The organism is Polyangiaceae bacterium (assembly GCA_020633235.1).
In the GTDB taxonomy this organism is placed as follows: domain Bacteria; phylum Myxococcota_A; class Polyangia; order Polyangiales; family Polyangiaceae; genus JACKEA01.
This window is the reverse complement of record JACKEA010000006.1, coordinates 328,429-355,139: the sequence shown is the minus strand read 5'-3', so window position 1 is coordinate 355,139 and position 26,711 is coordinate 328,429. Positions and strand designations below refer to the sequence as shown.

Genomic DNA, 26,711 nt, shown 5'->3' with positions numbered 1-26,711 from the left:
TGCCAACTACTGACCGAAGAACGTCTTGATGTCGTTCATCGTCGCTTTCTCGTTGCCGGTGACCAGATAGAAGGCCATGCCGGCGTCGGAGTTGTCGCCTTCGGCGTACTCCGCCTGCACCATTCGGCCACGCACCCAGGTCAGATCCGCTCCCGCGGCGTTCATCCAATCCCACGCAGACGGGCTGCTCTTGAAGGCGTTGGCGTTCTGGTCGCTGATCTTGATGAACTTCACCGCGGGGAAATCGGCCAGGAGCTCGTCCTTCGTGTGCTCCGCCGGCACGTGCTCGTGGTCCTCGTTCCAGGTGGAATGCGAGAGCAGGGTAACGTACTGCAGCTTGTCGGCAGAAGCCGCAGCAACGCCCTGGTAAGTGACCTCGAACGGTCCCGCCACGATGAACGTGAGCGGATCGCTGGCGGTCGAAGCGTCGATCACCTTGGCGATGTTCGCCACTGCCGCGGAAAGTTGAGTCTGGTCGTCGAAGACCACGTTCTGATCGAAGCCGAACTCCGAAAGATGCCCCGTGGTGCTGGCGATCATGTCGCCGTACTGGTCACTGTCGTTCTGGGCCAGGTGCGAGCTGTGATCGTAGTGCACGAGCTTCGCCTGAAGCTTGGCCTGGGCCAGGATCGCGAGGGTCACTGGCGTGGCGCCGATGTCGTCGCGATCGTGAAAGTTGCCGTCGGCGCTCACGGCGATGCGGCCGCTGAAGCCACCCTGGGTGCAGGGGCTGGTGCCACACATGCACACGCTCTGGTCGCTCTGGCTGTTCAGGCAGTCCGTCGCGCCGGAGCCGTACTTCTGCTTGCACTCCGCCGTGGTGTTGCAGTCGTCGCCGGCGGCTCCCGCGCTGCCCCCGCCGGCCCCCGCGGCGCCGCCGCCGGTGCCCGCACTACCGCCGCCGGCTCCCGCGCTGCCCCCGCCGGTGCCCCCGGTGGCACCCGCTCCCGAGGCGCCACCGCTGCCCCCCGAGGCGCTCCCGCCGGCGTCGTCGTCACTGCCACAACCCAGCGGAATCAATGCCATCGCCATCCCCAGCGCCAGCCATCTCATGGAACCACCGTACACGCGTTTTCGCAGACGCACACTCGCTGTGCGAATTCGCTCGGGCAGCCGGATGCCGAGCGCCAAGTAGAAGAATGCCATGCACATCGTGATCACGGGCGCGTCGTCGGGCATTGGAGCTGCACTCGCGCGGGAGCTGGCACAGATGCCCGAAGCGCGACTCACGCTGGTGGCGCGCCGCAGAGCACTCCTGGAAGAGCTGGCCGCAGAGCTGCCAGTACCGACCCACGTGGTGAGCGCCGACCTGAGCGAAGACGACGACGCTTGGCTCGAACGAGCCCAAGAAGCGCAGGGTCCGGTCGACGTCCTGGTCAACAACGCCGGCGCGCAGGTCGTCGCGCCCACCGCCGCGGTGGACGTGACCCGAGGGGAGGCCTCCGTACGGCTCAACTTGCTCACGCCCCTTCGCTTGATCGCGAAGGTGCTGCCTCAAATGACGGCCCGGGGCTCGGGTCACGTGGTGAACGTCGCGTCGATGGCGGCCCTCGCGCCCACTCCGGGCATGACCTACTACAACGCGAGCAAGGGCGGCTTGGCTGCCGCCTCGGAGGCCCTTCGGGGCGAGCTCCGCGGCAGTGGCGTCTCGGTGCTCACGGTGTATCCCGGTATCATCGCCGAAACGGACATGGCCACCGCCGCGCTGAGCGCCTACGAATCCAACGCGGCGCTGCGCTGGCAGCCCACGGCGAGCGCCGAGGAGCTGGCCCGCGAAGTGCGCGTCAGCATGGAGCGCCGCCGAGCGCGACTGGTGTTTCCCCGGGTCTATGGCATCACACGCTGGTTTCCGACCATCGTTCGTTGGTTCATGGACCGCTTCACGCCCAGGCTTACCGCGCCAGCGTGAACCGGCGTACACTCTCGCGCGATGGTGGATCGCGCGGAAACCGAGCGGGTCGATCCTGGGCATGCACTGAGGCCATTTGGTGACCAGCCCCGGGCCTCGAAGGTATCGCTCCTCATCTACCACGGCGACGAGGCCACGTTGGTCCCCCTGCGGGCGGGGGAACCCGTAGTGGTGGGCCGCGGCGACGACGCCACCATCACCATCGACGACCCCAGCCTCTCTCGCACGCACGTGCGCTTCAGGCTGTTGACGGAAGGTCAGGTGGAGGTAACGGACCTGGGCTCCACCAACGGCACCTGGCTCGCCGCGCAGCGCATCGAGACGACGGTCATTGGTAGCGAGCAGGAGGTCACCTTTGGCGGCGCCGTCGCTTCCCTCCACGTGCTGTCCCTCAGTGGTGACGACGCACGGGAAATGGAAGGACACGACCGCTTCCAGCGCACGCTGGCGCGGGAGCTCGATCGGGCGAGGTTCTTCAAGCGACCGGCTGCGGTGGTGATGACCCGACCGCTCCACGACGAGGGCACGCCGCTCCGAAGATGGGTAGCCGAGCTCCAGGAGCGCATGCGTCCCGTGGATCGCCTGGCGGCCTACAGCGCCACCACGGCGGAGATCCTGCTCACGGAGGCCAGCCTGGAACAGGCTCTGCTCTTCGCCCGGGATCTGGTGAGCACCATCAAGCCTCGGCTCGCTTGCGGTGTGGCGTTGTTCCCCTCCAGCGCGACGTCAGCGGAGGAGCTCTCGGAAGTGGCGCGTCGTGCCCTCCGGCGCGCCACCAAGGCGTCACCGGTGGTGGTCGCGGAGGACGAAGGCACGCGCCTCGTCACGCCGGACGCCGATGCTCCGGTGTGTGAGAGCCCCGCGATGAAGGAGCTGTTCAAGACGGCCCTGCGCGTGGCGAAGAGCGCAATCCCCGTGCTGCTGCTGGCGGAGACCGGCGCGGGCAAAGAGGTGCTGGCGCGCTACGTGCACGAGACGAGCCCACGGCAGAGCGGGCCAATGGTGTCGGTGAACTGCGCCGCCATCCCAGAGTCCTTGCTGGAGAGCACGCTCTTCGGCCATGAGAAAGGTGCGTTCACCGGCGCCACCGGTCAGCGTCTCGGCGTGTTCGAAAGCGCGAGCGGCGGGACCGTGTTCTTGGACGAGATCGGCGAGCTTCCGGCTTCGGCTCAGGCCGCCTTGCTCCGGGTGTTGGAGGCGAAGACCATCACACGGGTGGGCTCCACGGAGGAGATCTCCGTGGACGCCCGGGTCGTCGCCGCCACCCATCGAGATCTGCCCGCGATGGTGCAAGCGGGACGCTTTCGTGAAGATCTCTTGTACCGACTCAACACCATGACGCTGCAGATTCCGCCGCTGCGGGAGCGCAAGGAAGACATCCCGGCTCTGGCGGAGCGGTTCTTGGCCGAAGCCAACGCGGCCAACGATCGAGCCCTGCGAGAGATCGCCCCGGACGCCATGGCGCTCTTGATGGAGCACGCCTGGCCCGGCAACGTGCGCGAGCTCAAGAACGCCATCGAGCGCGCCGTGGTGATTGCGGAGGCCGAGGTCGTTGGCGTGGACGACTTGCCCATGAGCCTGGCCGGCGCCGGTGCGCCCAAAGCGCGGCCTTCCACCCCGGCACCAGCCATCGACTCGGGCGAAACAGAAGATTTCCGCACCAAGATGGATCGCCTCGAAGCGGAGGTACTGCTCGACGCGCTGCGTGCCTGCGGCTGGAATCAAACCCACGCCGCACGCCGATTGCAGATGCCCCTCAGGACCTTGGTGCACAAGATCAAGGTGCACGGGCTGAGGAAGCTCGGCTACGGCAAGCCGTAGCAGGAAAACTCGCCCTTCAGCGCGTCTTTCGCGGTGTCGTACACCAGACCGGACTCCACGTACTCGTCCGCGGCGCGCGCACACAAGAACGCGCAGTCGTTCGCCGACTCCCCCGTCTTGGGATCGAAATCCAGGCGCCCAAAGGCACCTTGCAGATCGATGTGCTTGCCCTTCCGCAACGTGGTCAGCGCCGAGAGCAGCGGCATGGGTCCGACGTCCACGGCCTTACCCGGTGGCAACAGATGCTCGATGCCCTTGGCGATGGCGGAGCCCGTCACCGCGCCGTCTCCCGCGGCCGCGAGCGCGTACACCAGCATGTACACCGAATCGTACGGCGCCGCCGGCGCTTCCGTCGGAGCGAGCTTCGTTCCATAGGCCGCGTTGAAGCTCCGGGTGAACGCCTCGTTGGCCGGCGTACTGCTCGGCGTGGTGACGCCAATCAGCCGCTTCTGGACCGTGGGGTAGCGGCGGATCAACTCCGGTAGCGCCCCCGCCTCCAGCGAGCCTGCCACCAGATAGAACGGGCGATAGGGCACGCTCTCGGACCAGCGTTCCTCCAGGGGCGAGAGCACGCGTCGCGTCACGACGTCGTCGATGCTCTGCAACACGATCACGTGCGGCTGGAAGTCGACCAAGTCGGCGATGGTGAGATCGTTCACGATGCTCTCCTCGCCTTCCAAGAGGCTGAGCTCGCGAAAGTCGCGACCGTTTTCCGTGACCGACTTGCCGTTGAACACGAGCCTTTGCGTGAGCTCCGAAGAAAACGCGATGCCGGGAGAATCGTGCCGAACGCACAGCCCCACCTTCAGGGGTTTGTTGGTCAGCCGCGGAACCTCGCGGCGGAGCCGCGGTTCGAGATACGCGGGGATCACCTTGGCCAGCGCCTGCGCCCGCGTCGTCGTGTTGCCCGCAGTGCGCCACACCAGGCGAGGCTTCTCGCTGGGAATGGACGCGATCAGCGCGCTGGAGTTGAGCGCCGGTACCACCAGCACGTCGTGCTTCAGGAACAAGCTGGTGGAAAGCTCCACCACGCTCTTGCTGGAGCCGAAGCCGATCACCGCGGGCACGCCCACGGTGTTCACCAGGTGCTCCGCTGCGGCCTTCGGGTCCTTGGCGTCGTTGCACGCGACGAGGCCAATGGGGCGCGTCTCCCCGCCTCCCACGGAAGTGATGCCGCCGGCGATGGACATCACCTCCCGGGCCGCGAGGGACGTCGCCATGTGGGCGGTGCGGCCGAACTCCGCCATGTTGCGATCGCCGTGATCCGCGGGAAACATGGTGCCAATCCAGATCGTCGCGTCGCTTTCCAGCGCGCGCGGCTCGGCGTCCACCTTGCACAGGTCGGATGCCAGCGGCGCGCAACGGCCGTCGCTCCGGCAGCGCGCGGCTCGTCCGAGCTCCGCCGTGCACCCCGCGGCGCTCTGGCAGCCGGCCACGGCTGCGGGGGTTTCCTGCTTCTTGCTGCGCTGCCAGGCGAACACGCCCGCGGCGGCCACGGCGACGGCAGCCAGGGCCATCAGACCTGTCGTGGCCCTGCGTGTGGGCGATAGCTCGGTTCCCGCGATGGTCGACACCCGCTGTGCAACGCGCTCGCGCTCACCTTCGGGGATCCCGACGATGTCCGATTGCCGCAGCGGGGCCGGTGCCGCAAATCTCTCCAGGTTGGCGGCGAGCTCGGCGGCAGTGGACACGCGCCGGTCGCGGTCGCGCATCAGACCGGAGTGAACCACCTGGGCGAGCTGGGGGTCGATCCAGGGAGCCAAGTCCTGCAGCGGCGGCACTTCCTTGGTGTAGAGGGCCGCCATCAGCTCCCCGACGTTCTTGCATGCGTGCCACGCGGGCTTGCCGCTGAGCGCTGCATACAACGAAAGGGCGAGGCTCCACAGGTCGCTGCGCGCGTCCACGGCCCGTGGGTCCTGCACCTGCTCGGGAGACATGTAGGCCGGGGTCCCGACCAGGCCCCCAGTGCGCGTCAGCTCCGTGGCTTCCTGCGTCATCGTGGGCACCGGCTTCACGATGCCGAAGTCGCACACCTTGACCGTGACCGCGTCGTCGTCGACATGCAGGAAGATGTTGCCGGGCTTGATGTCCCGGTGAACCAAGCCTTTGTCGTGAGCCGCGCCGAGACCAGCGCACGCTTCCACGAAGATGCGCGCCGCCACGGCTGGATCCAACGCTCCGGTGCGTTCCAGCGTGGCCGCCAGGTCCGCCCCTTTCAGGAGCTCCATGACCATGAACGGCATCTCGCCCTCGGTGCTCACGTCGAACACGCGAACCACGTGAGGACTCTCGATGCGCATCGCACTCTTCGCTTCCCGAGCGAAACGGCGCACGGTGTCGTCCGTGGTGGCCTCCGGGCGAATGACTTTCACGGCCACGGGCACGCCGTCCGCGCCCTCGGCCTCGAAGACCGCTCCCATGCCCCCGCTGCCGAGCAGGGCGCGCAGCCGATAGCCGCCGAGCTCGGTGCCGAGCAGCGCCTCGGGAAAGCCAGCCACGGCCGGTCGCGTCGGCGCGTTCCAGCGGGCGACCGGCGCGGCAACCGCCGCCACGCGGGCACGGGCGTTGTCCGCTACGGTAGTGAGCGTCCAGGCTTCGGGCTCGGCGTCGGACAAGTAGCCAGCGAGGGCGGAGGCCAGCTCCCCAGCGCTGGGGCATCGGAGCGCCGGATCGATGACCAAGGCACCGTGCGTGAGCTGGGTCAGATCCCCATCGACCCAGGGAGCCACGCGCTGGAGGCTCGGCACGCCATCGGGCGTGACCTCGACGTCTTGCCCAGTGAGAGAGAGATAGAGCAGCGCCCCGAGCGACCACACGTCGCTGGCCGCGGTGGGCGCTCCGCCTTCGGGCGCGCGAAAGGTGTCCGGAGCATCGGCGTCCGTGAGACGGACGATGCATCGCCCGTCCGCGTCGCTGGTGACGAGCACGGAATCCGGAGACAGCGGTCCGTGCGCCGCGCCGGAGCGATGCAGCGGCGCGAGTAGCTCGGCCACCTGGCGAACGACTCGCGCCGCGGCGTCCGGTTCCAGCGGCGCTTCGGTCTGGAGAACGCTCGCGTAGCTCCGGAGCTCCGCGCTCCCGTCAGCCATCCGTCGCTGTGGTGGAGCGGTTCATGGGGCAGGGCCCGAGCCCTGCTCGAAAGGTACCGCTCCCCCCTGCGGGAGATCAATCAGCGCTGCATGCGGTAGTAGAGCTCTTCCGAGTCACACTGGGATTTGGTGAGCAGCATGTAGCTGGACGCGCTGGCATCCCGCTCGTACGCACAGGAATAGCCCCAGTAGGAGAACGAAGGCAGCGCCGGCCAGAAGTGCGCGTAGTCCGCGTCCGAAAAGCCGACCCGGGAGAGCCAGTAGTTCTTGTAGCCCGGCCCCTTGTAGTTGCCGCAGGTCATGCAGTCGCGCGGGTCGAACTTGAGCACCCGCAGGTCTCGCGGAAAGGTCGCAGGAGTGCTGGTCTTCCAGCACGACGCCGGATGCGCGAGGTCGCAATCCCGGGTCACGTAGCCGGCGACGGAGAGCTCTACGGGCGGCGCAATGTAGTTGGGGTCCAAGAGAGCTTGGTCCCAGTTCGGTGCATCAGGGGCCAGCGGCATGCGCATGTCCGCCGTGTAGGCGACGAAGTAGTTCTTCATCCCCTGATCCAGGGGCAAGCCATTGACGTCGCGATCGACCACGTCGACGCAATACTTCGTCACGCCCGCATCCACGTAAGACGAGCATTGCAGCTCGCCGTTGAAAGGGGCCACCGCATCGTTCAGGAAATCCAAGACGGGTTGGTTGATGGCGTCGGAGGCGAGGAAGGCGAGCAGGTCCGGCAAGTCGGCCAAGGTGCAGCGCTCGCTCGAAAGGTCGATGGCCTTCATGGTGGAGCACATGCCGTGCACCGCGACGGAGGGCGTGAATCGCGGCCCGCCCACGGGTCCGGGAATGATTGGCCCGGAGGGAGCTGGGCCGAGGGGCTGGTGTGCCTCGTCCACCGAGGGGGTCCCGGCATCCCCGCACGCCGCCGCCAAGAGCCCCACCGTGCCCATCACACCCAGCCATGTGAGCCGCTTCATCTCTGGTCCTCCGCTCGAGCGAGCCAACACTAACCGACCCTTCTTGATACCCCGCCGAGCCCGCGGCTCGACCTAAATAAAACCTTAAGGTTTGTCCCGCTGTTCGACCGCGACGCCCGGAGCGAGGCGGTAGCCCTTGCCCTTCCGCTGCAAAAACCCGCGGAGCCCGTGGCGTCGGAGCGTGGCGATGGCGACGTACACGCGGTTGGCCCCGGCCAAGGCCGCCACCTGCTCGCCAGGCCAACCGACTCTGATCAAGTCCGGAACCGTGAGAGAACGCCCTTCTTCGTGGGCATCTACCAAGGCGATCAAGATGCGGCGCTGGGCTGAATGGGGCTCGAGATCGATGAGGGGCCCGCCGAGGGGACGGAACCAGCGTCCCTCCGGACCCACCACCAGAGTGGCCGTCTCGAGAGGGGAGGAGTCCCGCCCCAACGCGTGCTGCACGGCGGCTGCGAAGCCATCGTGGTCGAGCCCCGTTCCCAGGAGCTCGCGCACCCGTGCGCTCATCGCGACGGCTTCCTCCACCGTGGCCCGCTTCGGCGCAGGTGCCGCCAGGATGCGTTGGTCGAACCACATCAGTCCCCGCAGAAGCTCCTCGTCGTCGGCCTGAAGATCACCGCGCAGCACACGACCGATACGCGCCGGGACTTCAACGTAGGGCAGCAGGGAACGCATCAGCAGCAAGAGCGCAAAGTAATCTCCGCCCGGAGAAGCCGGGCCCCCCGCCGCAACCTCCGGCGCGTGGAACGACAGCTCCCCGCTCGGCGCGCCGGAGTCGAGCTCCGTCAGCAAGTTCTTCCCCAAGGCCAGGAGCCAGTAGCGCCCGTCGGCGTCGAACAGCAGATTGCCGTAGCACACGCGACCGAACGCGAGGCGCTTTCCAGTCACCGGATCGACGACGGCGTGGGCGGCTTGCATCGCCTCCCGGATGCCAGAGATGAACGCGTCCGACGCCGCATAGCTCAACTTCAACCCGCGCTCCGCCAGCTGACGGAGCACGTGATTCCCATCGGCCATGGCCGGACACTCGAAGGCCAGGTATTCGATGCCGTCGCGACGTCCCCGCTCCGCGACCACAGGGAGCCGCGGGTGAGAGACGAGCTGATGGACACGACGCACCTCGTCGAAGCGTGCCGCCGTGAGCGTTGAGCTGGCGCCGGGGCTGGCGGTGAGCACCAACCGGGGCGAGCCATCCGAGATCAACCGGGTGGAGCAGATGCGAACCGAAGGATGGCGCCGCAGCTCCGTGGGCGGTGCGTAGTGAAAGAGCCAGCGATCTCCCGACATCTCTTCTGTCACCTGCATTGTGCAGCCAAGACAGCAAGGCGCGAGCCAGGATCTTAATCAGGTTCGAAAGTCGGGATTTGCCTCCGACTGGGCGACCGCTTCCGCGCTCCTTGCGTAGGCAATGGATTGCTCATGCGCGCAACGTCCCGCGCTACTTGCCGGGCATCCAAGCCAGGTTCGGCGTTGGTCCGGAGGTTGCAGCGGTCGCGCCCACCCGTAGCTGCCAAGGAGACACCTCATGTTTCGTACCGCCTGGGCCTTTGCCGCCGCCGCTTCCGCTCTGCTGCTCGCTCCCGCCGCCTTTGCGCAATCGTCCTCCGCGGACTACCGCACGCGCTGCGAAGACGACTTTCACAAGTCGCTCGCGTACACCTACCTCACCGGCAAGCCAGCTCGCACAGTCGAGGAAATCGTCACCGGTGGCGCGAAGAAGCTGGAGATCAACAAGGCTCCGTTGCAAGCGAAGCTCCAGCGAGACTCCGACAGATTCCGTGGTGCGGGCTTCGTCAGCATCCCCTTCTCGGCGGTGACCGCCTACGCGCGCTTGAGCTACACCCCCGTGGATGACGCCTCGGCGAGCGCGTTGGTCGTCTGCCACTACGCGCTCAAGACCTCGGCCAAGAGCTGGGGCAACTTCCAGCTGAGCGACTTGAAGGCGCTCTACGGACGCCGCATGGAGGGCATCACCAAGGGGCACACGACCAGCGTCCGTTTGGGCGGCAGCGCGCCTCCGGCAGGCTACCGCACCAGCACCGTCGCCATCGCCATCGTGGTGCACAGGAACTCCACCACGCCCACCGTGAAGCTCGGCCTCAAGACCGGGCGCCGTTGAAGCGACGCAGCAGCCCCAAGCCCACGAGCAGAAGCGCCGAGACGAGCCCCGTGCTTCCTCTCGGCGTGCTGCGGCAGCCGCATCCGCCGTCGTCGCTGCCGCTGCTCGTCGCCGCGGAGCTGCCGGCCACCGCCCCCGCGCCACCGCTGCCGCCGGAGCTCGCGGCACCGGCGCCGGCGGCTCCACCACCGCCGCCCCCGGTACCCCCGGCCGGCGTGTCGCCCACTTCATACGCGCCGATGTCCGGCGCGGCGCCAGCGAAGCCGTCGTTGACGCCATCGATCACGAGGGCGGCGTCCACTACCGGGCTCGAGCTCGTGGGGACGAAGTCCGAATCCAAGCCCGGCTCGGCGAACAGTCCGTGGGTTTCCTGTCCCGTACCGGCCTGCCATTCGGAGAACGTGTCGTACTTGTCCGTGCTCGAGCCGTTCCACCACTGGAACACGTTCTGAGTGTCCGAGGTGTACCAGAGGTCGTAGTCGAAGCTCGGATGCTCGCTGCCCTGGTTATTGACGTCCGTGGCCCGGCCACCAGCCATGGCCCAGAACACGTTGTTGCGAAACACGACGTTCTTGATGGGCACGTCGTGATCTCCGGGCACCGCGTACCACAGGTTCAGGAGCGTGCCCTGCGTCGAGCGGGCGATCGTGTTGTGATAGAAATAGAAGTTGCGGATCAGGCTGTTGGGCGTTCCCGCGGTGTTCATCTTGATGGCCGCCTGCTGGATGTCCCCGCTGATCACGTTGCGCAGGACGAAGTAGGGGCCCGGTAGCCCCGGCGCCATGCTGATGGGATTCTCCGCATTGCCGAAGCGATTGTCGAAGATGCGCGCGTTGACGCAGATGCCGTCGAGCTCGATGTCGTCGTCCTTGGCGTCGTAGGCGTGGTTGCCGCTCACCACGGTATCGTGGTTGGTCCAGCCCTCTCCGTTGCCGGTGAGCTCGAGCACGTGGCTGGTGGCCTCCGCCAGATCCCTCCCCGCGGACTCGTCACCACACACGACCAGGTTGTCCACGTTGCCGTGAACCACGTTGTTGCGGATCACCGTGCCCGCACCAGGATTGTTGTCGAGGTGGATGCCATAATACGTCTGCCCCGGGCAGGCGGAGTTGCTGGCGCCTCCACAGGTGGCCGCGTCGCCGTCGAACACTTCGTTGTCTTCGATCAGGTGAAAGCCCCCTTCCAGAATGCCGCCGGAAAACTGTGCGCTCTTGGTCACGAGCACGTTCCAGTGCCCGTTGTCGTGCACGCTGCAGTTTCGAACCGTCACGTGAGAGCTAAAGCGTGTTGACAGTTTTGGCCAACACCGCCCTTCTCGGGCGTTGGGCATAGGCCCTTCCTGCTTCGACGAGGGTAGTTTCACGGACCACCAAGAGCGGTGGTTCGCCAGAGCTTCCCTCTCCACAGGCGTTTTGCGTCTCCGCGTGCTTCGCGGCGACAGGAGGCCAGTCTCCTTGGCCGAGTACGCGAGGGTACTGAGCCAAGCACACCGCAGCGTTCTCGTCGCGGTCGGCCTCGTGACCACAACTGCTGCAGTGAAAGGTGCGCTCCCCGAGGTCGAGCCGCTCGCCGATGGCCCCGCACGCGCTGCAGCGGCGTGTGCTGGGGTAGAAGCGGTCAGCCACGGTGAGCGTTGCGCCGTACCACTTCGCTTTGTAGGCGAGCTGTGCTCCGAACAGCGCCCAGGCGCTGTCCGCGATGGCGCGGGCGAGTCGGGTTTTGATGAGCCCCGAGATACTCAGCTTTTCGATGACCAAGTGACCGTGGGTCTGGGCCAGTCGGCTCGATTGGCGATGGGTGAAATCGTGTCGGATGTTGCGAATGCGCTGGTGCACGCGCGCAAGCTGGGCGCGGGCCTTGTACCGATTGCGCGAGCCCGGCTGCTTCCGGGACAGGCTGCGGCTCTTGCGCCGCAGCTTCGGTAGCGCGGCGCGGAGTGGACGTGGGCTTTCGATGTGCTCGACCTGCTCGCCGCTTTCGCTGGCAAGCACCGCGAAGGTCTTGAGCCCGCGGTCGATGCCGACCGGCGGAGCCTCCGCGCTGCCGTGGCGCCGCGCGGGATGCAGCTCGGCGGCCTCGACGTTCAAGGTCACGCGCCAGCGGCCGCCCTCGCGGGTGCTGACCGTGGCGAACAGCACCTTGGCGCGATCGCTCTTCAGCATGCGGCGCAGCCGGCGCGTGCATTCCCGGACGGCAATGCTGCCGAGCTTCGGCAGCCGCACGGAGCGCGGGTCGCCCTCGCCCACGCGGACGTCGTTCTTCTTGTTACGGATGCGGAACGACTGCCGCGCTTCCGACCTCTTCTTAAACTGGGGAAAGCCGGGAGGCTTACCCGAGCGCTCTCCCTTGCGACCCGCCGAGAAGGCTTGCAGCGCCCGCCCCAAATCGACCGCCGCCTCTTCGAACACCTGCTGGACGACCTCGGAGCGCCAGGAGAGCCCCACGCGCCCGTCCTCGTCCACCCCGGCTCGCTCCGATCGCTTCCATTCATTGAAGTCGTTGATGAGATCGAAGCCCGACCATGGCGGCTTCTCCTCGGCCTCGAGGGCGTTGATGACGAAGCGCAGGCACTGATTGAAGCCGAAGCGCGCCGCTCCCACGTGCCGCCGGAGCAGCTCCTCCTGCTCGCGCGTTGGCTGGAGCGTAAAGCTGAAGGTGGTGTGCCGAGTCACCCGGGCCACCCCGTGAGAGCAACGCGAGCAGCCGCAAGAATCACGAATCCGGCGTAGCTCCGCGTGGTCTTCTCGTAGCGCGTGGCCACGCGGCGAAACGCCTTCACTCGCCCGAACCAGCGCTCCACCGTGTTGCGGAGCCGGTACTTGTCGCGGTCGAGCTCGCGCTGGACCTTGCGATTCCTGCGCGAGGGGATGACCGCCTCGAACCCTGACGCCTGGATATGCGCCAGTGCGGCATTGCTGTCGTAGGCCCGGTCAGCGATGACAGCCTGTCCCGCACCCCGCTCCACGACGAGTGCATTCACCTGCGTCACGTCAGCCGCCTCGCCTCCCGTGACGATGAAGCGCACCAGCGCGCCCTCGGCTGAAACGAGCGCATGAACCTTTGTGGAAAAGCCACCGCGAGAACGGCCGAGACCTTCTGATGATTGCCCGCCCCCTTTTTCAGCGCGCCCGCCGCATGTGGATGCGCTTTCACGATGGTGCTGTCCATCAACAGGTCATCGGAAGGCCGCACTTGCAGCACTTCGTGAAGCTGGTGCCAGCGACCCGCCAGCGCCCAGCGCCGAAAGCGCCGATACACACTGCCCCACTTCCCAAACACCTCCGGCAAGTCGCGCCACGGTGCGCCCGTCCGTAGGATCCACAGCGTTGCTTCGATGAAGCGACGATTATCGTCGCCCTTTGGACCACGTGACGTGAGAGCGGAAACCAACGGTGCAATGTGTGCCCACTCGGCGTCGGAAAGCGCGACTCGAACCCCCATTCGCGCAGCCTACCAATAGCTGAACGCATGTCAAGCTAAACTCTCATCGAGGCAGGATTTCAGCACCAATCCCATCCAGAAACTGTCAACAGACTCTAGCGCTGAGCTTCAGCCCCACGCCATCGGCGTCCCCGCCGGCTCCCGTGATCTCGAGACCGTCGAGCACCACGTGGCTGACCTGATAGAGCTCGAGGGCCGTCGCACCACCGCCGGCGTCGATCACCGGCCTGTTCGCGGCATCGTGGGCGCGGATCACGATCGGCGCGTCCGCCGTGGCCTGCACGTCGCTCAGGCTTCCCGGCGCGTAGGTTCCGGGCAGCAGGCGGATCTCGTCCCCCGGCTGCGCTTGGCCGAGGGCGTAGCTCAGCGTGGCCCAGGGGTTCGTCTCGGAATCTCCCGCGCTCGCGGCGTCCTGTCCGCCCGGGCCCACGTAGCGCGTACGCTTCGGCGTGGGCAAAGCGGGCACAGCGAGGGTGGACAGCGTGGCGCTGACCGGGTTCTCGCCGCTGACGCCATCGGGATCCGTGAGCGTCACCCGCACCTGGTAGTCGCTGCCAGGAGCCAGGGAAAACAGACTCGAGGCAAGGTTCTCTTCGTCGTAGCGAACGAAGGGATGCGCCGGCTTGAAGTCCGCGTCTCCCGGTCCTTTGACCTCCAGGGTGGCGCTCTCGTTGCCGCTGGCGCCACTCAGGGTGACGATCACACCGCCGGTCTCGTAGGAGCCCTGCACGTGCACGTCGGAGATGCCGGCTGCCAGGGCCACCCCCGGCAGCGAAAGCGCCCAAAGTCCCGTACCGATCCCGAGTATGCGTCGCATCCGTCACCTCGCCGTCGGAGAGAACCCGTTCTCCGACGGCGAGTGTCGCACGGACCCTCGAGCGTCGCGCTTGGAATCTACTGGCAGCCACCCGCCGAAACGCAGCCGCCGCCCACGCAGTTGCCGCTATAGCAGACGTCGTCTCCCGCGCAGGACGCCCCCAGGTGCTGAAGCGGACGGCAGGTGCCGTCGTCGCACCGCAACCCCGGTCCGCAAATCGGGTCCTCGAACACCTGGACGCAGGCTTCACCGGACTTGGGCTTGGGCGTGCACGTGCCGTCCAGCATGTTCTGCGGGACCTTGCAGTATTCGTCCGCCGGGCAGGCATCCACCAGGCTCACCTTGCACGCCGCGCCGGAGGAGACCGGCGGGCCGCACTTGGCGGTGATGCTACCCGTCGTGGTGTCCACGCTCTCCACGATGCATCGCAGATCCGTCGTGCACAGTGGCTTGCCCCCGAAGTAGCATTCGTCGCCCTGCTTGCCGCTGAAGGCCTGGTCCACGGTGTCGCAGGTTCCCGTCACCTTGCCTTGATCGTCGGAGCCAACGCAGAACGTACCGCTCTGACAATCCGGCGCCGTGCCGCCTCCGCCGCACGCTTCCCCCGCGGCCGCAGGCTTTACGCATTTGCTCGTCGTGCCCGAGCACTTGAGTCCCGCGGCGCAGTCGTCGTCGTGGTTGCAGTCCGAGCCCGCCTGCTCACGCTTGGCGCAGGCTCCGGGACAGGTCCCCGAGCTCTTGCAGTAGGTGTCTGCCCCAGCGCATTCGACGTTCATCTGGCAGTCGCCCCCGATCGCGACGGTACCGTCGATCGCCGCGGTGCACTCCGGAGGCTCGCCTTCGAGATTGCAGCCCCGCGCGGCGATGGCGTCGAAGCACGCCTGCATCTTGGTGCCGTCGTAACTGACGGTACCGTCGTCGATCCCCTGCTTGATCTTCGGAAGCTCGTCGCCGATCGCCGTCTCGAAGTTCGCCGTGCAGCTCTCTCCCGCCAAGAACAGATCGAGCACGTCGCCAAAGCACTTCTTCTGCGCGGAGCACAGCGCCTGAGCGTACAGCTTGGGCACGTCGTCGATGGCCACGGTCGACGAGCTCGCCCCACCGCCGTCGCTACTGCCACCACAACCCACGAAGGCGAAGGAGAGCGCCGTCAGACCCGAGAGCACGAGGTGTCGCGTTTTCATGGGTCGGCGGGGAGCAATTGTCGTACCACTGGATCCAAGCCGGATCCGCGCGCCTTTTACGTCCGCTGATGCCCAAAGTTCACGTCCACGGCGAGAACCGGTTTCTGTTCGCGACGGGCATCGCGACGGACAAACACCCACATGCACCTCACGAATCGGGTGCGACCCAATCGTCCGGTGCGACCCATCTGTCGCACGACGCTTCCGAGTTTTCTTGGGGATTTTGTCGGGGCAACGCGGGCACGGCGATTGCGAAGAGCACCACCATGGACCTCTTTGGGCGCACGCGTTTTGCGGCACTGGCACTGACTCTGGCTCTGAGCGTCGCAGGTTGCGGCGGCGGCGATGACGCGGGCGGCGGAGGGTCGGCAGGCAGCGGCGCGGCGGCAGGGAGCGGCGGCAGCGCGGGGAGCGGCGGCAGCGCAGGCGCGGCGGGCAGCGGCGGCAGCGCGGGCGGCGGCGGCAGCGCAGGCGTGGGCGGCGCGGCGGGCAGCGGCGGTGGGTCCAGCACGGGACCCACGGTATCGGACTTCTTCGGCCTCAACGCGTTCATCGACGATCCGAAGGACAAGCTCGCCGCCATCGGCAACGTGCGCGAGTACCACAACTGGAGCTGGACCGACGGCAACGGCGCGTCGGGCTACTCGGGCTACCCCGACAACCAACTCGAGTTCTCCATGTGGAACGGCTTCTGGGACTTCGATGATTACTACTCCACCCTCGGCGCAGACGGCGTGATGGTGTTTCCGGCACTGCAAGGCACGGTGAAGTACCTGAACGACGCGGTGCCTCCCGTGAAGGGCGGCGCCAGCACCACCAATGCCACGTCCTACCTGGCGCACTCGAGCTTCATGTACCAGTACGCAGCGCGGTACGGACACGCCAAGGTGGACGAAAAGACCTTGAAATTGGCCACAAACCAGCAGGTGGCCACGGGGCTCGGTTTGCTCGACTACTTCGAGAACGGCAACGAGCCGGACAACGACTGGACCCACTCCGACGGCTCGTACTTGTTCACGCCGGAAGAGTTCGCGGCCATGTCGAGCGCGGACTACGACGGACACCAGGGCGCCATGGGCAAGACCTTCGGAGTGAAGAACGCGGACCCGAACGCGAAGTTGGTGATGGCCGGGCTCGCGGGGGCCGGCAAGAAGGAGTGGGTGGAGAACGTCACCAGTTACCTGGACGGCATGCGCGCCTGGGCGGACAAGAATCGCGGCGGCAGCTTTCCCGCGGACGTGATCAACGTGCACTACTACTGCTTCGGCGACAGTCAGTTCGGCGATGCCAATCCGGTGCCGGCGCTGGCCCCGGAAGCGTGCGACATCCAGGGCTTGATGAAGAGCATCGCAAGCTATCGCGACCAGCACCTGGCCGGAAAAGAGATCTGGCTGACGGAGTTCGGCTACGACACCCATCCCAAGTCGCGACTGCGGGCTCCGGCGATCGGCTCCACCTCCGCAGACGTGGTGCAAGCCGAGTGGCTGGTGCGGAGCTTCTTCGAGCTGATGGGCTCTGGCCTGGATCGCGCCTTCGTGTTCGTGTCGCGGGACGCCTGCACCGGGAGCGACAGCAAGTGCCCGGACAACCACATCCAGTTTTCCACCAGCGGGCTCATGAACGAAAAGGGCGATTTTTCCCCAAAGGCGGCCTTCTATTTCCTGGCCACGGTGCGGGCGCGACTGGGCAGCATGGCCTACGCAGGCACGGTGGAAGCACCAGTGCGCGTCGTGAAGCTGTACGACGCCGCGGCGAACGAGGGCGCGTACGTGGTGTGGTCGCCCACCAGCGACGGCAGCAGCAGTGACTACGCGCTGAGCGTGAACGCCACGAGCGCCACCCTCGTGACACTGAAGGACGGCTCGACCACCGGGGACGAGAGCACGGTGACGCCACAGAGCGGCAGCATCGCGCTCACGGTGACGGAATCGCCCACCTTGGTGCTCGTGAACGGCGCTCCGTAGCTACTCCCAACAAAACGTTTCCACGATGGGCGCGCGCGGCGTGAAGTCCTCTTCTTGGATGTCGACCTTGGTGAACACGCTCTGGTCCCACACCGTGTTGCCCGGGTTGCACAGACCGAAGTAGCGCGAGTCCTCCAGCGTCAGGTTCGAGGAGTCCGGGCTGCCGGCCCAGACCAACGCGTTGGAGAGCGGCGCGTCCCGGCCGGCTTGGCCCACGCAGTGATTATCCCGAGCGCGCGTGCGGCGGAAGACGACGTCCTTCGCCGGATAGCCCGAGAAGCTGCCGTTGCCCTGGTCAACGGTGTCGACGTCCTCCGCGAGCCCTCCGCTGGAGGTGCCGTCGCTCAGCTCGAACATCACCCCCACGCCGGAGGGCGAGTTGTTGCCCGACAGGAGCCCGCGACGAACGGTGACGTTCGACGAGCGATACACGGACACGTTGTCCTCCGGCCAGGAAGAGTCCGGTGGATTGATGCAGGAGAAGTCCTCCAGCACGCCATCCGAGGACTTGTCGAACTGCACCAGCTGCCCGCGGGGGAAAGGCCCGCGGAAGTCGTGCCCTTCGATGAACGAGAGCTTGGCCCCGGGGGACTCGACCAAGTAGATGCCGGAGGAGCCGCGTTCGAGCTTCACGTGGCGGATGACGACGCCGGTGGAGCCGTAGCCCGAGACGTTCACGCGATCGTCCGACGGATTTTCGCCCACGGCGGGCGCGCCGGTGTGCACCACGTGCACTCGCTCGATCAGCAGATTGGTGGCGTTCGAGAAGGCGATGCCCGGCCCGCCGTCGTGCAGGATCTCGACGTCACGGATCGTTACTCCGCTGTGGCCGTCCACCGTGATGGCGGCACCGCCGTTGGAAGTGATGCGAAGCTTCTCCACCACTTGGCCATCCTGCGAAACCGTCACGGGGCCGGAGTCCGTGAGCGTGCAGCTCGACACGCCGCCAGCACCCGCGCTGCCCGCAGCGCCACCGAAACCCGCAGCGCCACCGCTACCCGCAGCGCCACCGCTACCCGCAGCGCCACCGCTACCCGCAGCGCCACTGCTACCTGCAGCGCCACCGCTACCCGCAGCGCCACCAGTCGCCGACGCGTTGCTCGAGCTCTCGCCACAACCAACGAGTGCCGTTGCCAAGATCACTCCGATCCAGATCCGCATTCGCTCACGATAGCTTGACAGCGGTCTCCGGATCCGTATCTTTCCCGCTCCCCATGGTCTTCCGTCTTTCGGCATCGCGCTTCGTTTCGGCCGAGCTCTCGTCGAGCTCGCGGTCGGATTCGTATGCGAGCTTGCCGGAGGATGGCGCTTAGCAGCGCACATCAGAAAGCCTTCCGAGGCCCCTCCGGCGCGAATGCCTGAGGGGCTTTTTCGTGCCGGTTTTCCCTGATTTCGGGGCCTCGCAAGCACTTGTCGGGCGAACGGTTCGCCCGAGGAGGAAAGGAAAGCGAGAACCCGTCATGTTCAACAAAGCACACGTCAACGTCGGCACCATCGGACACGTGGATCACGGCAAGACCACGCTGACGGCCGCGCTGTCGCTCGTGAGCGCGAGCGCCTTCGGCGGTACGGCGCGGGACTATGCCGAGATCGACGCGGCTCCCGAGGAGCGCGCGCGCGGCATCACCATCAATACGTCCCACGTGGAGTATCAGTCGGCGAAGCGTCACTACGCCCACATCGACTGTCCGGGACACGCCGACTACGTGAAGAACATGATCACGGGTGCGTCCCAGATGGACGGCGCCATCCTGCTCGTGGATGGCTCCTCCGGTGCTCAATCCCAAACCCGAGAGCACGTGCTCCTGGCGCGGCAGATCGGCGTCGAGCATCTCGTGGTGTTCATCAACAAGGTGGACATCGCGGATCCCGAGCTCCTCGAGCTCGTGGAGCTCGAGGTACGCGAGCTGCTCGCGGGCGCCGGCTATGCCGACGTGCGCATCGTGCGGGGCTCTGCCCTGCGCGCGCTGGAAGCCGCTCGTCGGGGTGAGACGGACGGGGACGTTCGTCCCATCCTGGAGCTGCTCGAGGCGATGGACGCCAGCATCGTCGAGCCCGCGCGTGACCTCACGGCGCCGTTCCTGATGCCGGTGGAGGGTGTTTGCACCATCCCCGGTCGCGGCACGGTGGTGACGGGGCGCGTGGTGCGGGGCGTGCTCGCACCTCAATCCGAGGTGGAAATCGCCGGTAGCGCGCTGGGTCGCGTGGTAGTGACCTCCATCCAGGAGTTTCACCGCGACGTACCGAGCGCCGTGGCCGGGCACAATGTGGGGCTCTTGCTCCGCGGCGTGGGTCGTGGCGACGTGGTGCGGGGTCAGGTGCTGGTGGCACCGGGCTCGGTGGCCGCGCACCGTCACGCCCGGGCCGAGGTGGTGCTGCTCTCCAGCGCGGAAGGCGGCCGCAAGAAGCCCTGCCGCTCCGGCTACATGCCGCAGCTGTACTTCGGGGCCACGGACGTTCCGGGCCGCCTGCTGTTCGACGCCACCGAGCTCGCGCCCGGTGCTCGCGCCGAAGTGGAGGTCGAGCTCGGGCGTGCGGTGGCCTTCGAGGTGGGCATGCGCTTCGCCATGCGCGAAGGCGGCCGCACCGTGGGTGCCGGCGTGGTGACGCGGATCGACTGATCCGCGGATGAGCTTTCGGGCGGCGCTTCTTCGCGAAGAAGCGCCGCCCGCGGGCCGTCACTCGAGCGTGCCCAAGAACACGTCGGTCATGCTCGCGTGCTCGAAGGCGCCGGCAACGGAGTAGATGATGCCATTCACGAGCGGCGTCTGGTGGCAATGCGCGCGAGCCTTGGGCAAAGACTCGAGGCTTTCCCACTCGCCAACGCTGCCATCCGCTTCGATCTTGGCTCGGCGTACCGCCGCGGTGTTCTGCTCCGACGGCGGATTCCCTTCAACGCCGCCGAGCACGTACAGGTACCCGAGGTGAATCAGGCTCGAGTGCGTGGCCAGGGGCACGGGCAGGGAGCCCACCGTGGTCCAATCCCCGAGACTGCCGTCGGCCGAAACCGTGGCCCGCAAAACGTCGGAAAAGGTGGTGTGCACGCCCGCGGGATCCCCGGTGAGGCCGCCCACGACGTAGATCGCGTCTTCGGTGGCGGCCACGCTCTGATGACTGCGCTTCTCGGGCAGCTCCTTGGCCATCTGCCACGCGCCCACGCTGCCGTCGGCCTGCACCTCCGCGCGCTCCACGGCGGGCGTGTTGTCCGTGCCCGCGCCGGTCAAACCCCCAATCACAAAAACGTGAGCCCCTACGGCAACGGCGGCTGCATGAAAGCGCGACACGGAGAGCTCTGGCCCCACCGACCAGCTCACCGAGCCATCCGCCGAAGCGTGGCCGACATCGGTGCGGGTGCTGGGGGCGCCGCTGTTGCCGGAGATCCGGATCCCGCCGGCGACGACGATGGTGTCACCCACTTGGCCGAGGCCCGCTCCTACCGATGCTTCCGGCAGCTGGGTCGCGGCCTCCCAGGGCCCCAAGCTGCCATCGGAAGCGATCGCGCTGCGCTCCACGGAGGAGAGCGGCGTCTTCATGTCGCGAACGCCGCCAGCGGCGTAGAGGTACTTGGAGTCCACCACGAAGGTGACGTGGTGATCTCGCGAGCCCGACAGGGACGGACCCGAGCTCCAAGCTGCAAGGGTCGACACGCACTCGGAGCCCACCGCATGGGATCCCGCTGGGCAGCTCGACCCGCCGGCCGCTCCCGCTGCTCCCGCCATGCCGGCGCTTCCCCCCGCTCCGCTCGCAGGAGCGGCGTCGTCCGAGCCTCCGCAGGCAAAGAGCGAAAAGCAAACCAAGCCCAGCGTGAATCCGCGCAGCGACATGGGGCGCGCATCAGGCAAGACGTGTGCCGCGAAATTCCTCGTGCGTCGTGCACGTTGCCGTTAGTGGACTGACGTGAGGAAGGCGCCGTCACGCCAGAACGTATTGAGCTGAGCATGAAGTCGATCTGGTTCTGTGGGGCAGCCGCGCTCGTCGTGGGGCTTGGCGCCTGCGGAAGCGACGACGACAGCGGCAGCGGAGGCAGCGCTGGATCGACTTCGGGCGGAGCGAGCGGCTCCGGGGCAGGAGGGGCGACGGGTGGCGTCGCCGGCGGCGGTTTGGGAGGCGCTGCCGGCGGCGCCGACGTTTGCAGCGCTACCCAAAACCCCTACGGGTCCGTCGATTGCTCCACGGCGTGCACCCACTTCGTGGACTTCGAGAAGAACGACGGCTGCGCGAACCCCTACGCGGACGTCCGAAGCTCCTGCGTTGCGGCGTGCGACACCACCAAGGCCACCACCACGTACACGAACGCCCTGTTCGGTTGCGCCGCGGAGCACGCGACGTGCGCCGCCTTCAAGCAATGCTTGAAGGACAAGTGCGGCTGACTATCCCGTAGCGCGCTCGAGGGTGGCGACCACGAGATCGACCACGGTGCCGCAGGCCTTCTCGGCGCCGAGACGTGACGTAGCGAGCTCCTGGTAGAACGCAAAGCTCGTGAGGGCGAACAGCGTGTCCACCAGCACCGGCGTGCGCTTCTTGGGGACGTCCGGCATGCGCTCGACGAGTCTTTCCAACAACTGTCGGCGACGCTCGTTGCGCTGGGCGATGGCCTGAGCGAGCTCGCTGTCCGCCATCGCAGCGGCCATGACCCCGTGCATCGGTCCGGCCCCCGACCAGAACCTGCAGAACGTCCGCACCACCCGCACGAGGGCCGCTCGCGGATCCGACATCTGCATTGCAGCGACCAAGTCCGTCAGGCCGCCGCGTAGCGCTTGTGCGTCGAACACCGCCTCCAGCAGCGGGCGACGGCCACCGAACTGGTTGTAGACGGTAAGGCGAGTCACGCCCGCAGCGCGCGCCACCGCGTCCAGCGAGAAGCTCTGCCACCCCTCATCCCGCAGCAGCTGGCCCGCCGCGGACACGATGGCCGCTCGGGTGGCCTCCCGCGCCGCATCGCGCTTCTCGCTGCGATACGGCCGTTTCGTCTTTTTTCTGGGCTCAGCCATTGACTATACAGATTGTATATCTAAATACGATCCCCGAGGAGGAAACCATGGCCATCGTCATCTATCTCGCCTTGGGATTGCACGTGCTGAGCGCGACCTTCTGGGCCGGGTCCACGTTCACCCTGGCGCGCAACGCAGGCAAAGGGGCGGCGGAGCTGTTCGGCGCGCAAATGGGTGCTGCCGCGGTCACCGTGGTCGCCGGGGCCTACCTGTGGGCTCAGATGTTCGGAACCAGCGGGGGGCACACGGTGCTGGGGCTCGGCGCGTTGGCAGCCGTGATCGCGGCAATCGTGCAGGCGTTGGTCGTCGGTCGGGTACGAACTGCAATCGACCAGGAAGAGCGAGCGCGAGCGCGCGCGGCCCTTGGCCATCGCATCGCCGCTGGGCTCTTGGCGATCACGGTGCTGTGCATGGTGTTTCAATGAGCGCGCTGGCAGGTCGCGTCGCCTTGGTCACGGGAAGCTCGCGGGGCATCGGCGCAGCGATCGCCAAGCGGTTTGGCGATGCTGGGGCTCGCGTCGCGCTGCATGGCAGAGACGCAGACGCACTGGCACGCACGCAGGCGGAGATCCCGGGCGCTCGCGCCTTCACCGCGGACGTGACCCACGCCGACGAGCTCGAGCGCATGCGCGCCGCCATCGAGTCGGAGCTCGGCCCGGTGGAGGTGTTGGTGGTGAACGCGGGCGGCTCCTTCGAGCCCCCCTGCGGCATCGAAGATGCCACGGAGGCGGGGTGGCACGCGGCGGTGAGCGGCAATCTCACCTCGGCCTTCCTCACGTTGAAGACGTTCCTGCCCGGAATGCAGCAGCGTGGCCGCGGCGCCGTGATCACGATCTCATCCGCCTCGGCGCGCCGACCCCACGTGAAAAACCCACTGGGATACGCCGCAGCCAAGGCTGGGCTCGAACAACTGACACAAGATCTCGCGCTGCGTGCAGGGCCCCACGGTGTGCGCGTGAACTGCATTGCGCCGGAAACCATCCTCACCGCGCGGAACCGTGAGCGTATCCCGGAGAACGTGCGGGCTTCGCTGGCGGACGCCCATCCCTTGGCCCGCCTGGGAACCCCCGAAGACGTCGCCGATGCCGCGCTGTTTCTCGCCAGCGACCAGAGCGCATGGATCACAGGCGCCATCATCGACCTCTCTGGCGGGGCAGTGATCCGGCGCTGACATGTCACGCAGGACTTCGCTGCATCGTCATTGGCGCTGGAATCCCCAGGATTTCGGTAAACGATTCCCCGACCTCTGGGCACCCACAGCCGGAGAACGAGCTTGCATCGGCTAGACCTCATGGTACAGACTACGCGAACAGACCACCTGGTCTGTGCCCCTGGTCCGATGCCCCGTCCCCGATTCGAACGTGCTGCCCCGGAGAAACGCAACGCCCTCTTGGAGGTGGCCACTCAGGAGTTCGCCGAGCATGGCTACGACGGTGCGTCCATCAATCGCATCCTGGCCGGGGCCGGCCTGAGCAAGGGCGCGTTCTACTACTACTTCGACGACAAGGCGGATCTCGCTGCGGCCGTGATCGCCAAGGCGGGGGCCGCGTGGATCGCCAGCCTCACCGCACTCCCCATCCCATCGTCCGCCGACCAGTTCTGGAACGAGATGGAGCAGCTCAACGCGCGCGCGACCGCAGAGCTGGAAGGATCTCCGGTGCGTGGAGATCTACTGGCGCGCCTCAGCGTCGCCCTCGCTCGCAACCCCGACCTCGTGGATCGCCTCGGTCCCTTCATGAAGGAAGTGCGGGAGCATCTGACCGCGCTCTATCGCCGAGGGCAGGAGCTCGGAGCCGTTCGTTCGGACATCGACGTGGAGGCGCTCATGACGATCCTGCAAGGGGCCAAGCTGGCGGTCGGTCTCGCCATGTTGCCAGCTGATCGAGTGCCCACGTCGGAAGAGCTCGCGCGCTTCAAGAACGTCAACTTCGATTGCATGCGCCGCCTGGCCGCCGCGCCGGGCCTATCCACCCGCCCAGCAGCTCGTGAGGAGAAAGCAACATGACAGCGGCACTCTCGGCTTTCTATCCCCAACCCATCGAACACGTCCGCGCCGTGGATCCCGCGTCCACGGTCTTGGCCGACGTGCTGCAAACCGTGCGGGTCAGCTCCGTGTGCTACGGCAAGATGGAGCTCGGCGCGCCCTGGGGCGTAGCGGTGGAACCCCACGAGAAGACCTCCTTCATCGCCATCCTGGACGGCGCAGCGCTCCTCGAGGTCGATGGTCAGCCCGACGCCATTCCCCTGGGCAAGGGGGACTTGTGCGTCTTCCCTCACGGTAGCGGACACGTGCTCCGGGACGCGCTCACCACCGAGGCCACGTCGCTCCAGGCGCTGATCGCGGGCTGCGGCTCGGATCCGGTGCGCTTCGGCGGCCCCGGCCCGGGCTGCACCCTGGTGGGCGGCGCCCTGGAGCTCGAAGCAGCGAGCGAGAACCCCGTCGTCGGCATCTTGCCGAACCTGATCGTCAGCCGGGGCGAGCACGGTCGCGCCGCCCCCTGGCTCGAGCCCATGTTGAGCTTCATGGCCCACGAGCTCGGCTCCGAGCGTCCGGGCGGGCAAGCCGTGATCCGACTGCTCGCCACCGTGCTGTTCGTGCAAGTGGCGCGCACGCACCTCACGGAGAACTTGGGCAAGGAGTCCGGCTGGCTGCGCGGCTTGAGTGAGCCGCACATCGCTTCGGCGCTGAGCCTGATTCATCAGAACCCAGAGGGCGCGTGGACGGTGGCCACCTTGGCGCGCCGCGTGGGCATGTCGCGCTCCGCCTTCGCGGATCGCTTCACCAGCCTCGTGGGCGAGCCGCCGCTGCACTACGTCACCCGCATGCGCATGCAGCAGGCGTCCGCGCTCTTGCGGGACGGCGCCGCCGTGGCAGAAGCCGCAGAGCGGGCGGGCTACGGCAGCGAAGCGGCCTTCAGCAAGGCGTTCAAGCGCTGGATCGGCCAAGCGCCGGGGGCGTACCGCCGCTCCACGCGCACTGCCGTGAGCGTGTAGCGACGTGTCGTGCTCGCAGCCGCAAACTGCGGGCACGACCGCGACGGGCATCGCGCCGCACCAACAAGAATCGACAAGAGCCCTGCCTGACGCTCCAGGGATTGTCGCTCCGGCGCGGAACCTCGCGGCCGCCGGTCACGTCCCAGGTTCGTCCTCGGCGCGAGCGTCGCGCGCCCGTCCCTCCACGAACGCACGTCACGTCCCAGGTTCGTCCTCGGCGCGAGCGTCGCGCACCCGTCCCTCCACGAACGCGTCGTAGTCTGCACCAAAGGGCAGCTCGGCATCGATCGCGAGCACGCGGCGGCGCGCCGTCGTGGTCTCCCCGGTCTTGGGATTCACTCCGGCGCGTGTCACCCGCTCGAAGTACGCGCCCACGCCCCGCTTCTGCCACGCGGGCAGCGCGTCGAAGCGAACGCCCCGCTGGAGGAGCAGCTCGTTCTTGTCCGCGACGGTCAGGCTCCTGAGCCGGCTCGTCGCTTGCGCGGCGGAGAGCCCTTCCCTTCGAAGCGCCCAGTAGCAGTGCGCACTGAGGGCGTTGCGGTGCGCGTCCGCCTGGCGCCAACGAAAATAGTCCACGACCAACTTCTCCGTGGGCAGCTGGGAGATGCGACAATCCATGGCAGCCAGCCGCCCGAGGGTGAGGCTCAGCTTGGCGCTGGCCTCCCCCGCCAGCACGGAGTGGAGCTTACGGAGCTTGCGACCGAACGCGTTCTCGTCGAGGTGGAAGAGAAGGGAGATCTCGTCACTCTCGCTGTAGCCGTAGACCACGCGGAAACCGCACGACATCAAGTGCTCCACCGTCGCGAGCATGGCGTCGCGAAAGCGGACGTCGAAGGGGCGCTCGAGATCGAGGACTTCCTTCGTCAGGCGCGTGAAACCGCGACCATCGAGGCGCGCCACCATGAACACTCCCGGCAGCACGCAGTGGTCGTGGGAGGTCTCGAACACCCGCAGCTTGGCATCGATCTCATCGAACTTCATCGCACCACTCCTCCACCAAGAAAGCGCCATCCGCCGCGCGGACGTAGAACAACTGCCGGAACCCTTCTTCCGGCGACGGCAGCTCGAGGCGCCGGCGGGTGCCCCGGATTGCGGAGGCTGGAACCGCCGCTTCACGCGCTTGGTTCCGCGCCAGGCACGCCGCCACCTGCGACTGGAAGTAGTAGCCGCGCACCGCGAAACCCGCCGCCGTTGCCCTCGAGATGTATCGAGAGCGAGCGTCACGCGTGGCGTTGGTGTTGTCCACCACGAACCGCGTCTTGCCGTCGATGCACGCCTGCAGCAGCAGCAACTCTCGATGACGCGTCTTCAGCATGTCGAGGTTCACTCGCACGTGGGTGTCGGCGAATCGCTGCTTGAAGAAAGTGGACTTCCCCGAAGCTTGAACGCCCATCAACAGGATGCACTCCAT

General features: G+C 67.1%; 25 protein-coding genes. 10 read left to right on the top strand and 15 right to left on the bottom strand.

The window, feature by feature from the left end; translation table 11 throughout:
* Positions 1 to 6: 6 nt before the first annotated feature.
* Entirely contained in the window at positions 7 to 1,053 is a 1,047-nt protein-coding gene (locus tag H6717_31330) for a hypothetical protein (GenBank protein ID MCB9581564.1), read from the bottom strand.
* A 91-nt stretch (positions 1,054 to 1,144) separates the two neighbouring features.
* Between H6717_31330 and H6717_31325 the strand changes: the two genes are divergently transcribed.
* Positions 1,145 to 1,909, top strand: a complete 765-nt coding sequence (locus H6717_31325; GenBank protein MCB9581563.1) for an SDR family NAD(P)-dependent oxidoreductase — start codon at positions 1,145 to 1,147, stop codon at positions 1,907 to 1,909.
* 21 nt (positions 1,910 to 1,930) lie between these two features.
* The gene (locus H6717_31320) at positions 1,931 to 3,730 is read left to right on the top strand and encodes a sigma 54-interacting transcriptional regulator (GenBank protein MCB9581562.1); all 1,800 of its coding nucleotides are present in this window, start codon (positions 1,931 to 1,933) and stop codon (positions 3,728 to 3,730) included.
* On the opposite strand, the gene H6717_31315 is transcribed toward H6717_31320, so the two are convergent.
* From H6717_31315 to H6717_31305, 3 genes are all read right to left on the bottom strand, one after another.
* On the bottom strand, positions 3,715 to 6,819 hold the full coding sequence (locus tag H6717_31315) for a protein kinase (GenBank protein MCB9581561.1): 3,105 nt from the start codon (positions 6,817 to 6,819) through the stop codon (positions 3,715 to 3,717). The two genes, H6717_31320 and H6717_31315, sit on opposite strands and share 16 nt — an antisense overlap.
* An 80-nt stretch (positions 6,820 to 6,899) precedes the next feature.
* Entirely contained in the window at positions 6,900 to 7,787 is an 888-nt protein-coding gene (locus tag H6717_31310) for a hypothetical protein (GenBank protein MCB9581560.1), read from the bottom strand.
* A gap of 84 nt (positions 7,788 to 7,871) precedes the next feature.
* The gene (locus H6717_31305) at positions 7,872 to 9,095 is read right to left on the bottom strand and encodes a hypothetical protein (protein ID MCB9581559.1); all 1,224 of its coding nucleotides are present in this window, start codon (positions 9,093 to 9,095) and stop codon (positions 7,872 to 7,874) included.
* Positions 9,096 to 9,315: 220 nt separating this feature from the next.
* On the opposite strand from H6717_31305, the gene H6717_31300 reads away from it, so the two are divergent.
* The gene (locus H6717_31300; GenBank protein ID MCB9581558.1) at positions 9,316 to 9,909 is read left to right on the top strand and encodes a hypothetical protein; all 594 of its coding nucleotides are present in this window, start codon (positions 9,316 to 9,318) and stop codon (positions 9,907 to 9,909) included.
* On the opposite strand, the gene H6717_31295 is transcribed toward H6717_31300, so the two are convergent.
* The 6 genes from H6717_31295 to H6717_31270 form a co-directional block, all read right to left on the bottom strand.
* Positions 9,890 to 11,179: a hypothetical protein gene (locus H6717_31295; GenBank protein MCB9581557.1), complete on the bottom strand. Its 1,290-nt coding sequence runs from the start codon at positions 11,177 to 11,179 to the stop codon at positions 9,890 to 9,892. The two genes, H6717_31300 and H6717_31295, sit on opposite strands and share 20 nt — an antisense overlap.
* A gap of 7 nt (positions 11,180 to 11,186) precedes the next feature.
* Positions 11,187 to 12,581: a transposase gene (locus H6717_31290; protein ID MCB9581556.1), complete on the bottom strand. Its 1,395-nt coding sequence runs from the start codon at positions 12,579 to 12,581 to the stop codon at positions 11,187 to 11,189.
* Positions 12,578 to 12,898, bottom strand: coding sequence for a transposase (locus tag H6717_31285; GenBank protein MCB9581555.1), 321 nt, complete (start codon positions 12,896 to 12,898; stop codon positions 12,578 to 12,580). The genes H6717_31290 and H6717_31285 overlap by 4 nt, the downstream gene beginning before the upstream one ends.
* A complete protein-coding gene (locus H6717_31280; protein MCB9581554.1) occupies positions 12,895 to 13,350 on the bottom strand; it encodes an IS5 family transposase in 456 nt (151 codons plus the stop codon). The genes H6717_31285 and H6717_31280 overlap by 4 nt, the downstream gene beginning before the upstream one ends.
* A gap of 85 nt (positions 13,351 to 13,435) precedes the next feature.
* Positions 13,436 to 14,167, bottom strand: a complete 732-nt coding sequence (locus H6717_31275) for a hypothetical protein (GenBank protein ID MCB9581553.1) — start codon at positions 14,165 to 14,167, stop codon at positions 13,436 to 13,438.
* Between the two features lie 77 nt (positions 14,168 to 14,244).
* Positions 14,245 to 15,351 carry a hypothetical protein gene (locus H6717_31270; GenBank protein ID MCB9581552.1) on the bottom strand — a complete coding sequence of 369 codons (1,107 nt, stop codon included), beginning with the start codon at positions 15,349 to 15,351 and terminating at the stop codon, positions 14,245 to 14,247.
* 266 nt (positions 15,352 to 15,617) lie between these two features.
* Here H6717_31270 and H6717_31265 point away from each other — a divergent pair, with 266 nt between their 5' ends.
* A complete protein-coding gene (locus H6717_31265; protein ID MCB9581551.1) occupies positions 15,618 to 17,315 on the top strand; it encodes a hypothetical protein in 1,698 nt (565 codons plus the stop codon).
* On the opposite strand, the gene H6717_31260 is transcribed toward H6717_31265, so the two are convergent.
* Positions 17,316 to 18,476: a right-handed parallel beta-helix repeat-containing protein gene (locus H6717_31260; protein ID MCB9581550.1), complete on the bottom strand. Its 1,161-nt coding sequence runs from the start codon at positions 18,474 to 18,476 to the stop codon at positions 17,316 to 17,318.
* Positions 18,477 to 18,775: 299 nt separating this feature from the next.
* Here H6717_31260 and H6717_31255 point away from each other — a divergent pair, with 299 nt between their 5' ends.
* A complete protein-coding gene (locus H6717_31255) occupies positions 18,776 to 19,936 on the top strand; it encodes an elongation factor Tu (protein MCB9581549.1) in 1,161 nt (386 codons plus the stop codon).
* A gap of 57 nt (positions 19,937 to 19,993) precedes the next feature.
* Here H6717_31255 and H6717_31250 read toward each other — a convergent pair whose 3' ends face one another.
* Complete coding sequence (locus tag H6717_31250; GenBank protein MCB9581548.1) at positions 19,994 to 21,139, bottom strand: hypothetical protein; 1,146 nt, start codon at positions 21,137 to 21,139, stop codon at positions 19,994 to 19,996.
* Between the two features lie 114 nt (positions 21,140 to 21,253).
* On the opposite strand from H6717_31250, the gene H6717_31245 reads away from it, so the two are divergent.
* Positions 21,254 to 21,685, top strand: coding sequence for a hypothetical protein (locus H6717_31245; protein ID MCB9581547.1), 432 nt, complete (start codon positions 21,254 to 21,256; stop codon positions 21,683 to 21,685).
* Here the strand turns inward: H6717_31245 and H6717_31240 are convergent, their stop codons facing one another.
* Positions 21,686 to 22,306, bottom strand: coding sequence for a TetR/AcrR family transcriptional regulator (locus H6717_31240; GenBank protein MCB9581546.1), 621 nt, complete (start codon positions 22,304 to 22,306; stop codon positions 21,686 to 21,688).
* A gap of 47 nt (positions 22,307 to 22,353) precedes the next feature.
* Between H6717_31240 and H6717_31235 the strand changes: the two genes are divergently transcribed.
* The 4 genes from H6717_31235 to H6717_31220 all read left to right on the top strand — a co-directional run bounded on the left by H6717_31235 (position 22,354) and on the right by H6717_31220 (position 25,300).
* A complete protein-coding gene (locus H6717_31235; protein ID MCB9581545.1) occupies positions 22,354 to 22,731 on the top strand; it encodes a hypothetical protein in 378 nt (125 codons plus the stop codon).
* The gene (locus tag H6717_31230) at positions 22,728 to 23,477 is read left to right on the top strand and encodes an SDR family oxidoreductase (protein ID MCB9581544.1); all 750 of its coding nucleotides are present in this window, start codon (positions 22,728 to 22,730) and stop codon (positions 23,475 to 23,477) included. Before H6717_31235 ends, H6717_31230 begins: the two co-directional genes overlap by 4 nt.
* Before the next feature lie 168 nt (positions 23,478 to 23,645).
* The gene (locus H6717_31225) at positions 23,646 to 24,311 is read left to right on the top strand and encodes a TetR/AcrR family transcriptional regulator (protein MCB9581543.1); all 666 of its coding nucleotides are present in this window, start codon (positions 23,646 to 23,648) and stop codon (positions 24,309 to 24,311) included.
* A complete protein-coding gene (locus H6717_31220) occupies positions 24,308 to 25,300 on the top strand; it encodes an AraC family transcriptional regulator (GenBank protein ID MCB9581542.1) in 993 nt (330 codons plus the stop codon). The genes H6717_31225 and H6717_31220 overlap by 4 nt, the downstream gene beginning before the upstream one ends.
* Before the next feature lie 195 nt (positions 25,301 to 25,495).
* Here the strand turns inward: H6717_31220 and H6717_31215 are convergent, their stop codons facing one another.
* Both H6717_31215 and H6717_31210 read right to left on the bottom strand, forming a co-directional pair.
* Entirely contained in the window at positions 25,496 to 26,281 is a 786-nt protein-coding gene (locus tag H6717_31215) for a guanylyltransferase (GenBank protein ID MCB9581541.1), read from the bottom strand.
* Complete coding sequence (locus tag H6717_31210; protein MCB9581540.1) at positions 26,268 to 26,711, bottom strand: AAA family ATPase; 444 nt, start codon at positions 26,709 to 26,711, stop codon at positions 26,268 to 26,270. Before H6717_31210 ends, H6717_31215 begins: the two co-directional genes overlap by 14 nt.

Bases quoted from the DNA above. Each gene is read 5' to 3' on its own strand.
- H6717_31300 (MCB9581558.1), top strand. From the start codon at position 9,316: ATGTTTCGTACCGCCTGGGCCTTTGCCGCCGCCGCTTCCGCTCTGCTG.
- H6717_31320 (MCB9581562.1), top strand. From the start codon at position 1,931: ATGGTGGATCGCGCGGAAACCGAGCGGGTCGATCCTGGGCATGCACTG.
- H6717_31225 (MCB9581543.1), top strand. From the start codon at position 23,646: ATGCCCCGTCCCCGATTCGAACGTGCTGCCCCGGAGAAACGCAACGCC.
- H6717_31315 (MCB9581561.1), bottom strand. From the start codon at position 6,819: ATGGCTGACGGGAGCGCGGAGCTCCGGAGCTACGCGAGCGTTCTCCAG.
- H6717_31210 (MCB9581540.1), bottom strand. From the start codon at position 26,711: ATGGAGTGCATCCTGTTGATGGGCGTTCAAGCTTCGGGGAAGTCCACT.
- H6717_31240 (MCB9581546.1), bottom strand. From the start codon at position 22,306: ATGGCTGAGCCCAGAAAAAAGACGAAACGGCCGTATCGCAGCGAGAAG.
- H6717_31230 (MCB9581544.1), top strand. From the start codon at position 22,728: ATGAGCGCGCTGGCAGGTCGCGTCGCCTTGGTCACGGGAAGCTCGCGG.
- H6717_31275 (MCB9581553.1), bottom strand. From the start codon at position 14,167: ATGCGACGCATACTCGGGATCGGTACGGGACTTTGGGCGCTTTCGCTG.
- H6717_31310 (MCB9581560.1), bottom strand. From the start codon at position 7,787: ATGAAGCGGCTCACATGGCTGGGTGTGATGGGCACGGTGGGGCTCTTG.
- H6717_31270 (MCB9581552.1), bottom strand. From the start codon at position 15,351: ATGAAAACGCGACACCTCGTGCTCTCGGGTCTGACGGCGCTCTCCTTC.
- H6717_31325 (MCB9581563.1), top strand. From the start codon at position 1,145: ATGCACATCGTGATCACGGGCGCGTCGTCGGGCATTGGAGCTGCACTC.
- H6717_31265 (MCB9581551.1), top strand. From the start codon at position 15,618: ATGGACCTCTTTGGGCGCACGCGTTTTGCGGCACTGGCACTGACTCTG.
- H6717_31250 (MCB9581548.1), bottom strand. From the start codon at position 21,139: ATGTCGCTGCGCGGATTCACGCTGGGCTTGGTTTGCTTTTCGCTCTTT.
- H6717_31305 (MCB9581559.1), bottom strand. From the start codon at position 9,095: ATGCAGGTGACAGAAGAGATGTCGGGAGATCGCTGGCTCTTTCACTAC.
- H6717_31245 (MCB9581547.1), top strand. From the start codon at position 21,254: ATGAAGTCGATCTGGTTCTGTGGGGCAGCCGCGCTCGTCGTGGGGCTT.
- H6717_31220 (MCB9581542.1), top strand. From the start codon at position 24,308: ATGACAGCGGCACTCTCGGCTTTCTATCCCCAACCCATCGAACACGTC.
- H6717_31330 (MCB9581564.1), bottom strand. From the start codon at position 1,053: ATGAGATGGCTGGCGCTGGGGATGGCGATGGCATTGATTCCGCTGGGT.
- H6717_31215 (MCB9581541.1), bottom strand. From the start codon at position 26,281: ATGAAGTTCGATGAGATCGATGCCAAGCTGCGGGTGTTCGAGACCTCC.
- H6717_31260 (MCB9581550.1), bottom strand. From the start codon at position 18,476: ATGCGGATCTGGATCGGAGTGATCTTGGCAACGGCACTCGTTGGTTGT.
- H6717_31255 (MCB9581549.1), top strand. From the start codon at position 18,776: ATGTTCAACAAAGCACACGTCAACGTCGGCACCATCGGACACGTGGAT.
- H6717_31280 (MCB9581554.1), bottom strand. From the start codon at position 13,350: ATGGGGGTTCGAGTCGCGCTTTCCGACGCCGAGTGGGCACACATTGCA.
- H6717_31235 (MCB9581545.1), top strand. From the start codon at position 22,354: ATGGCCATCGTCATCTATCTCGCCTTGGGATTGCACGTGCTGAGCGCG.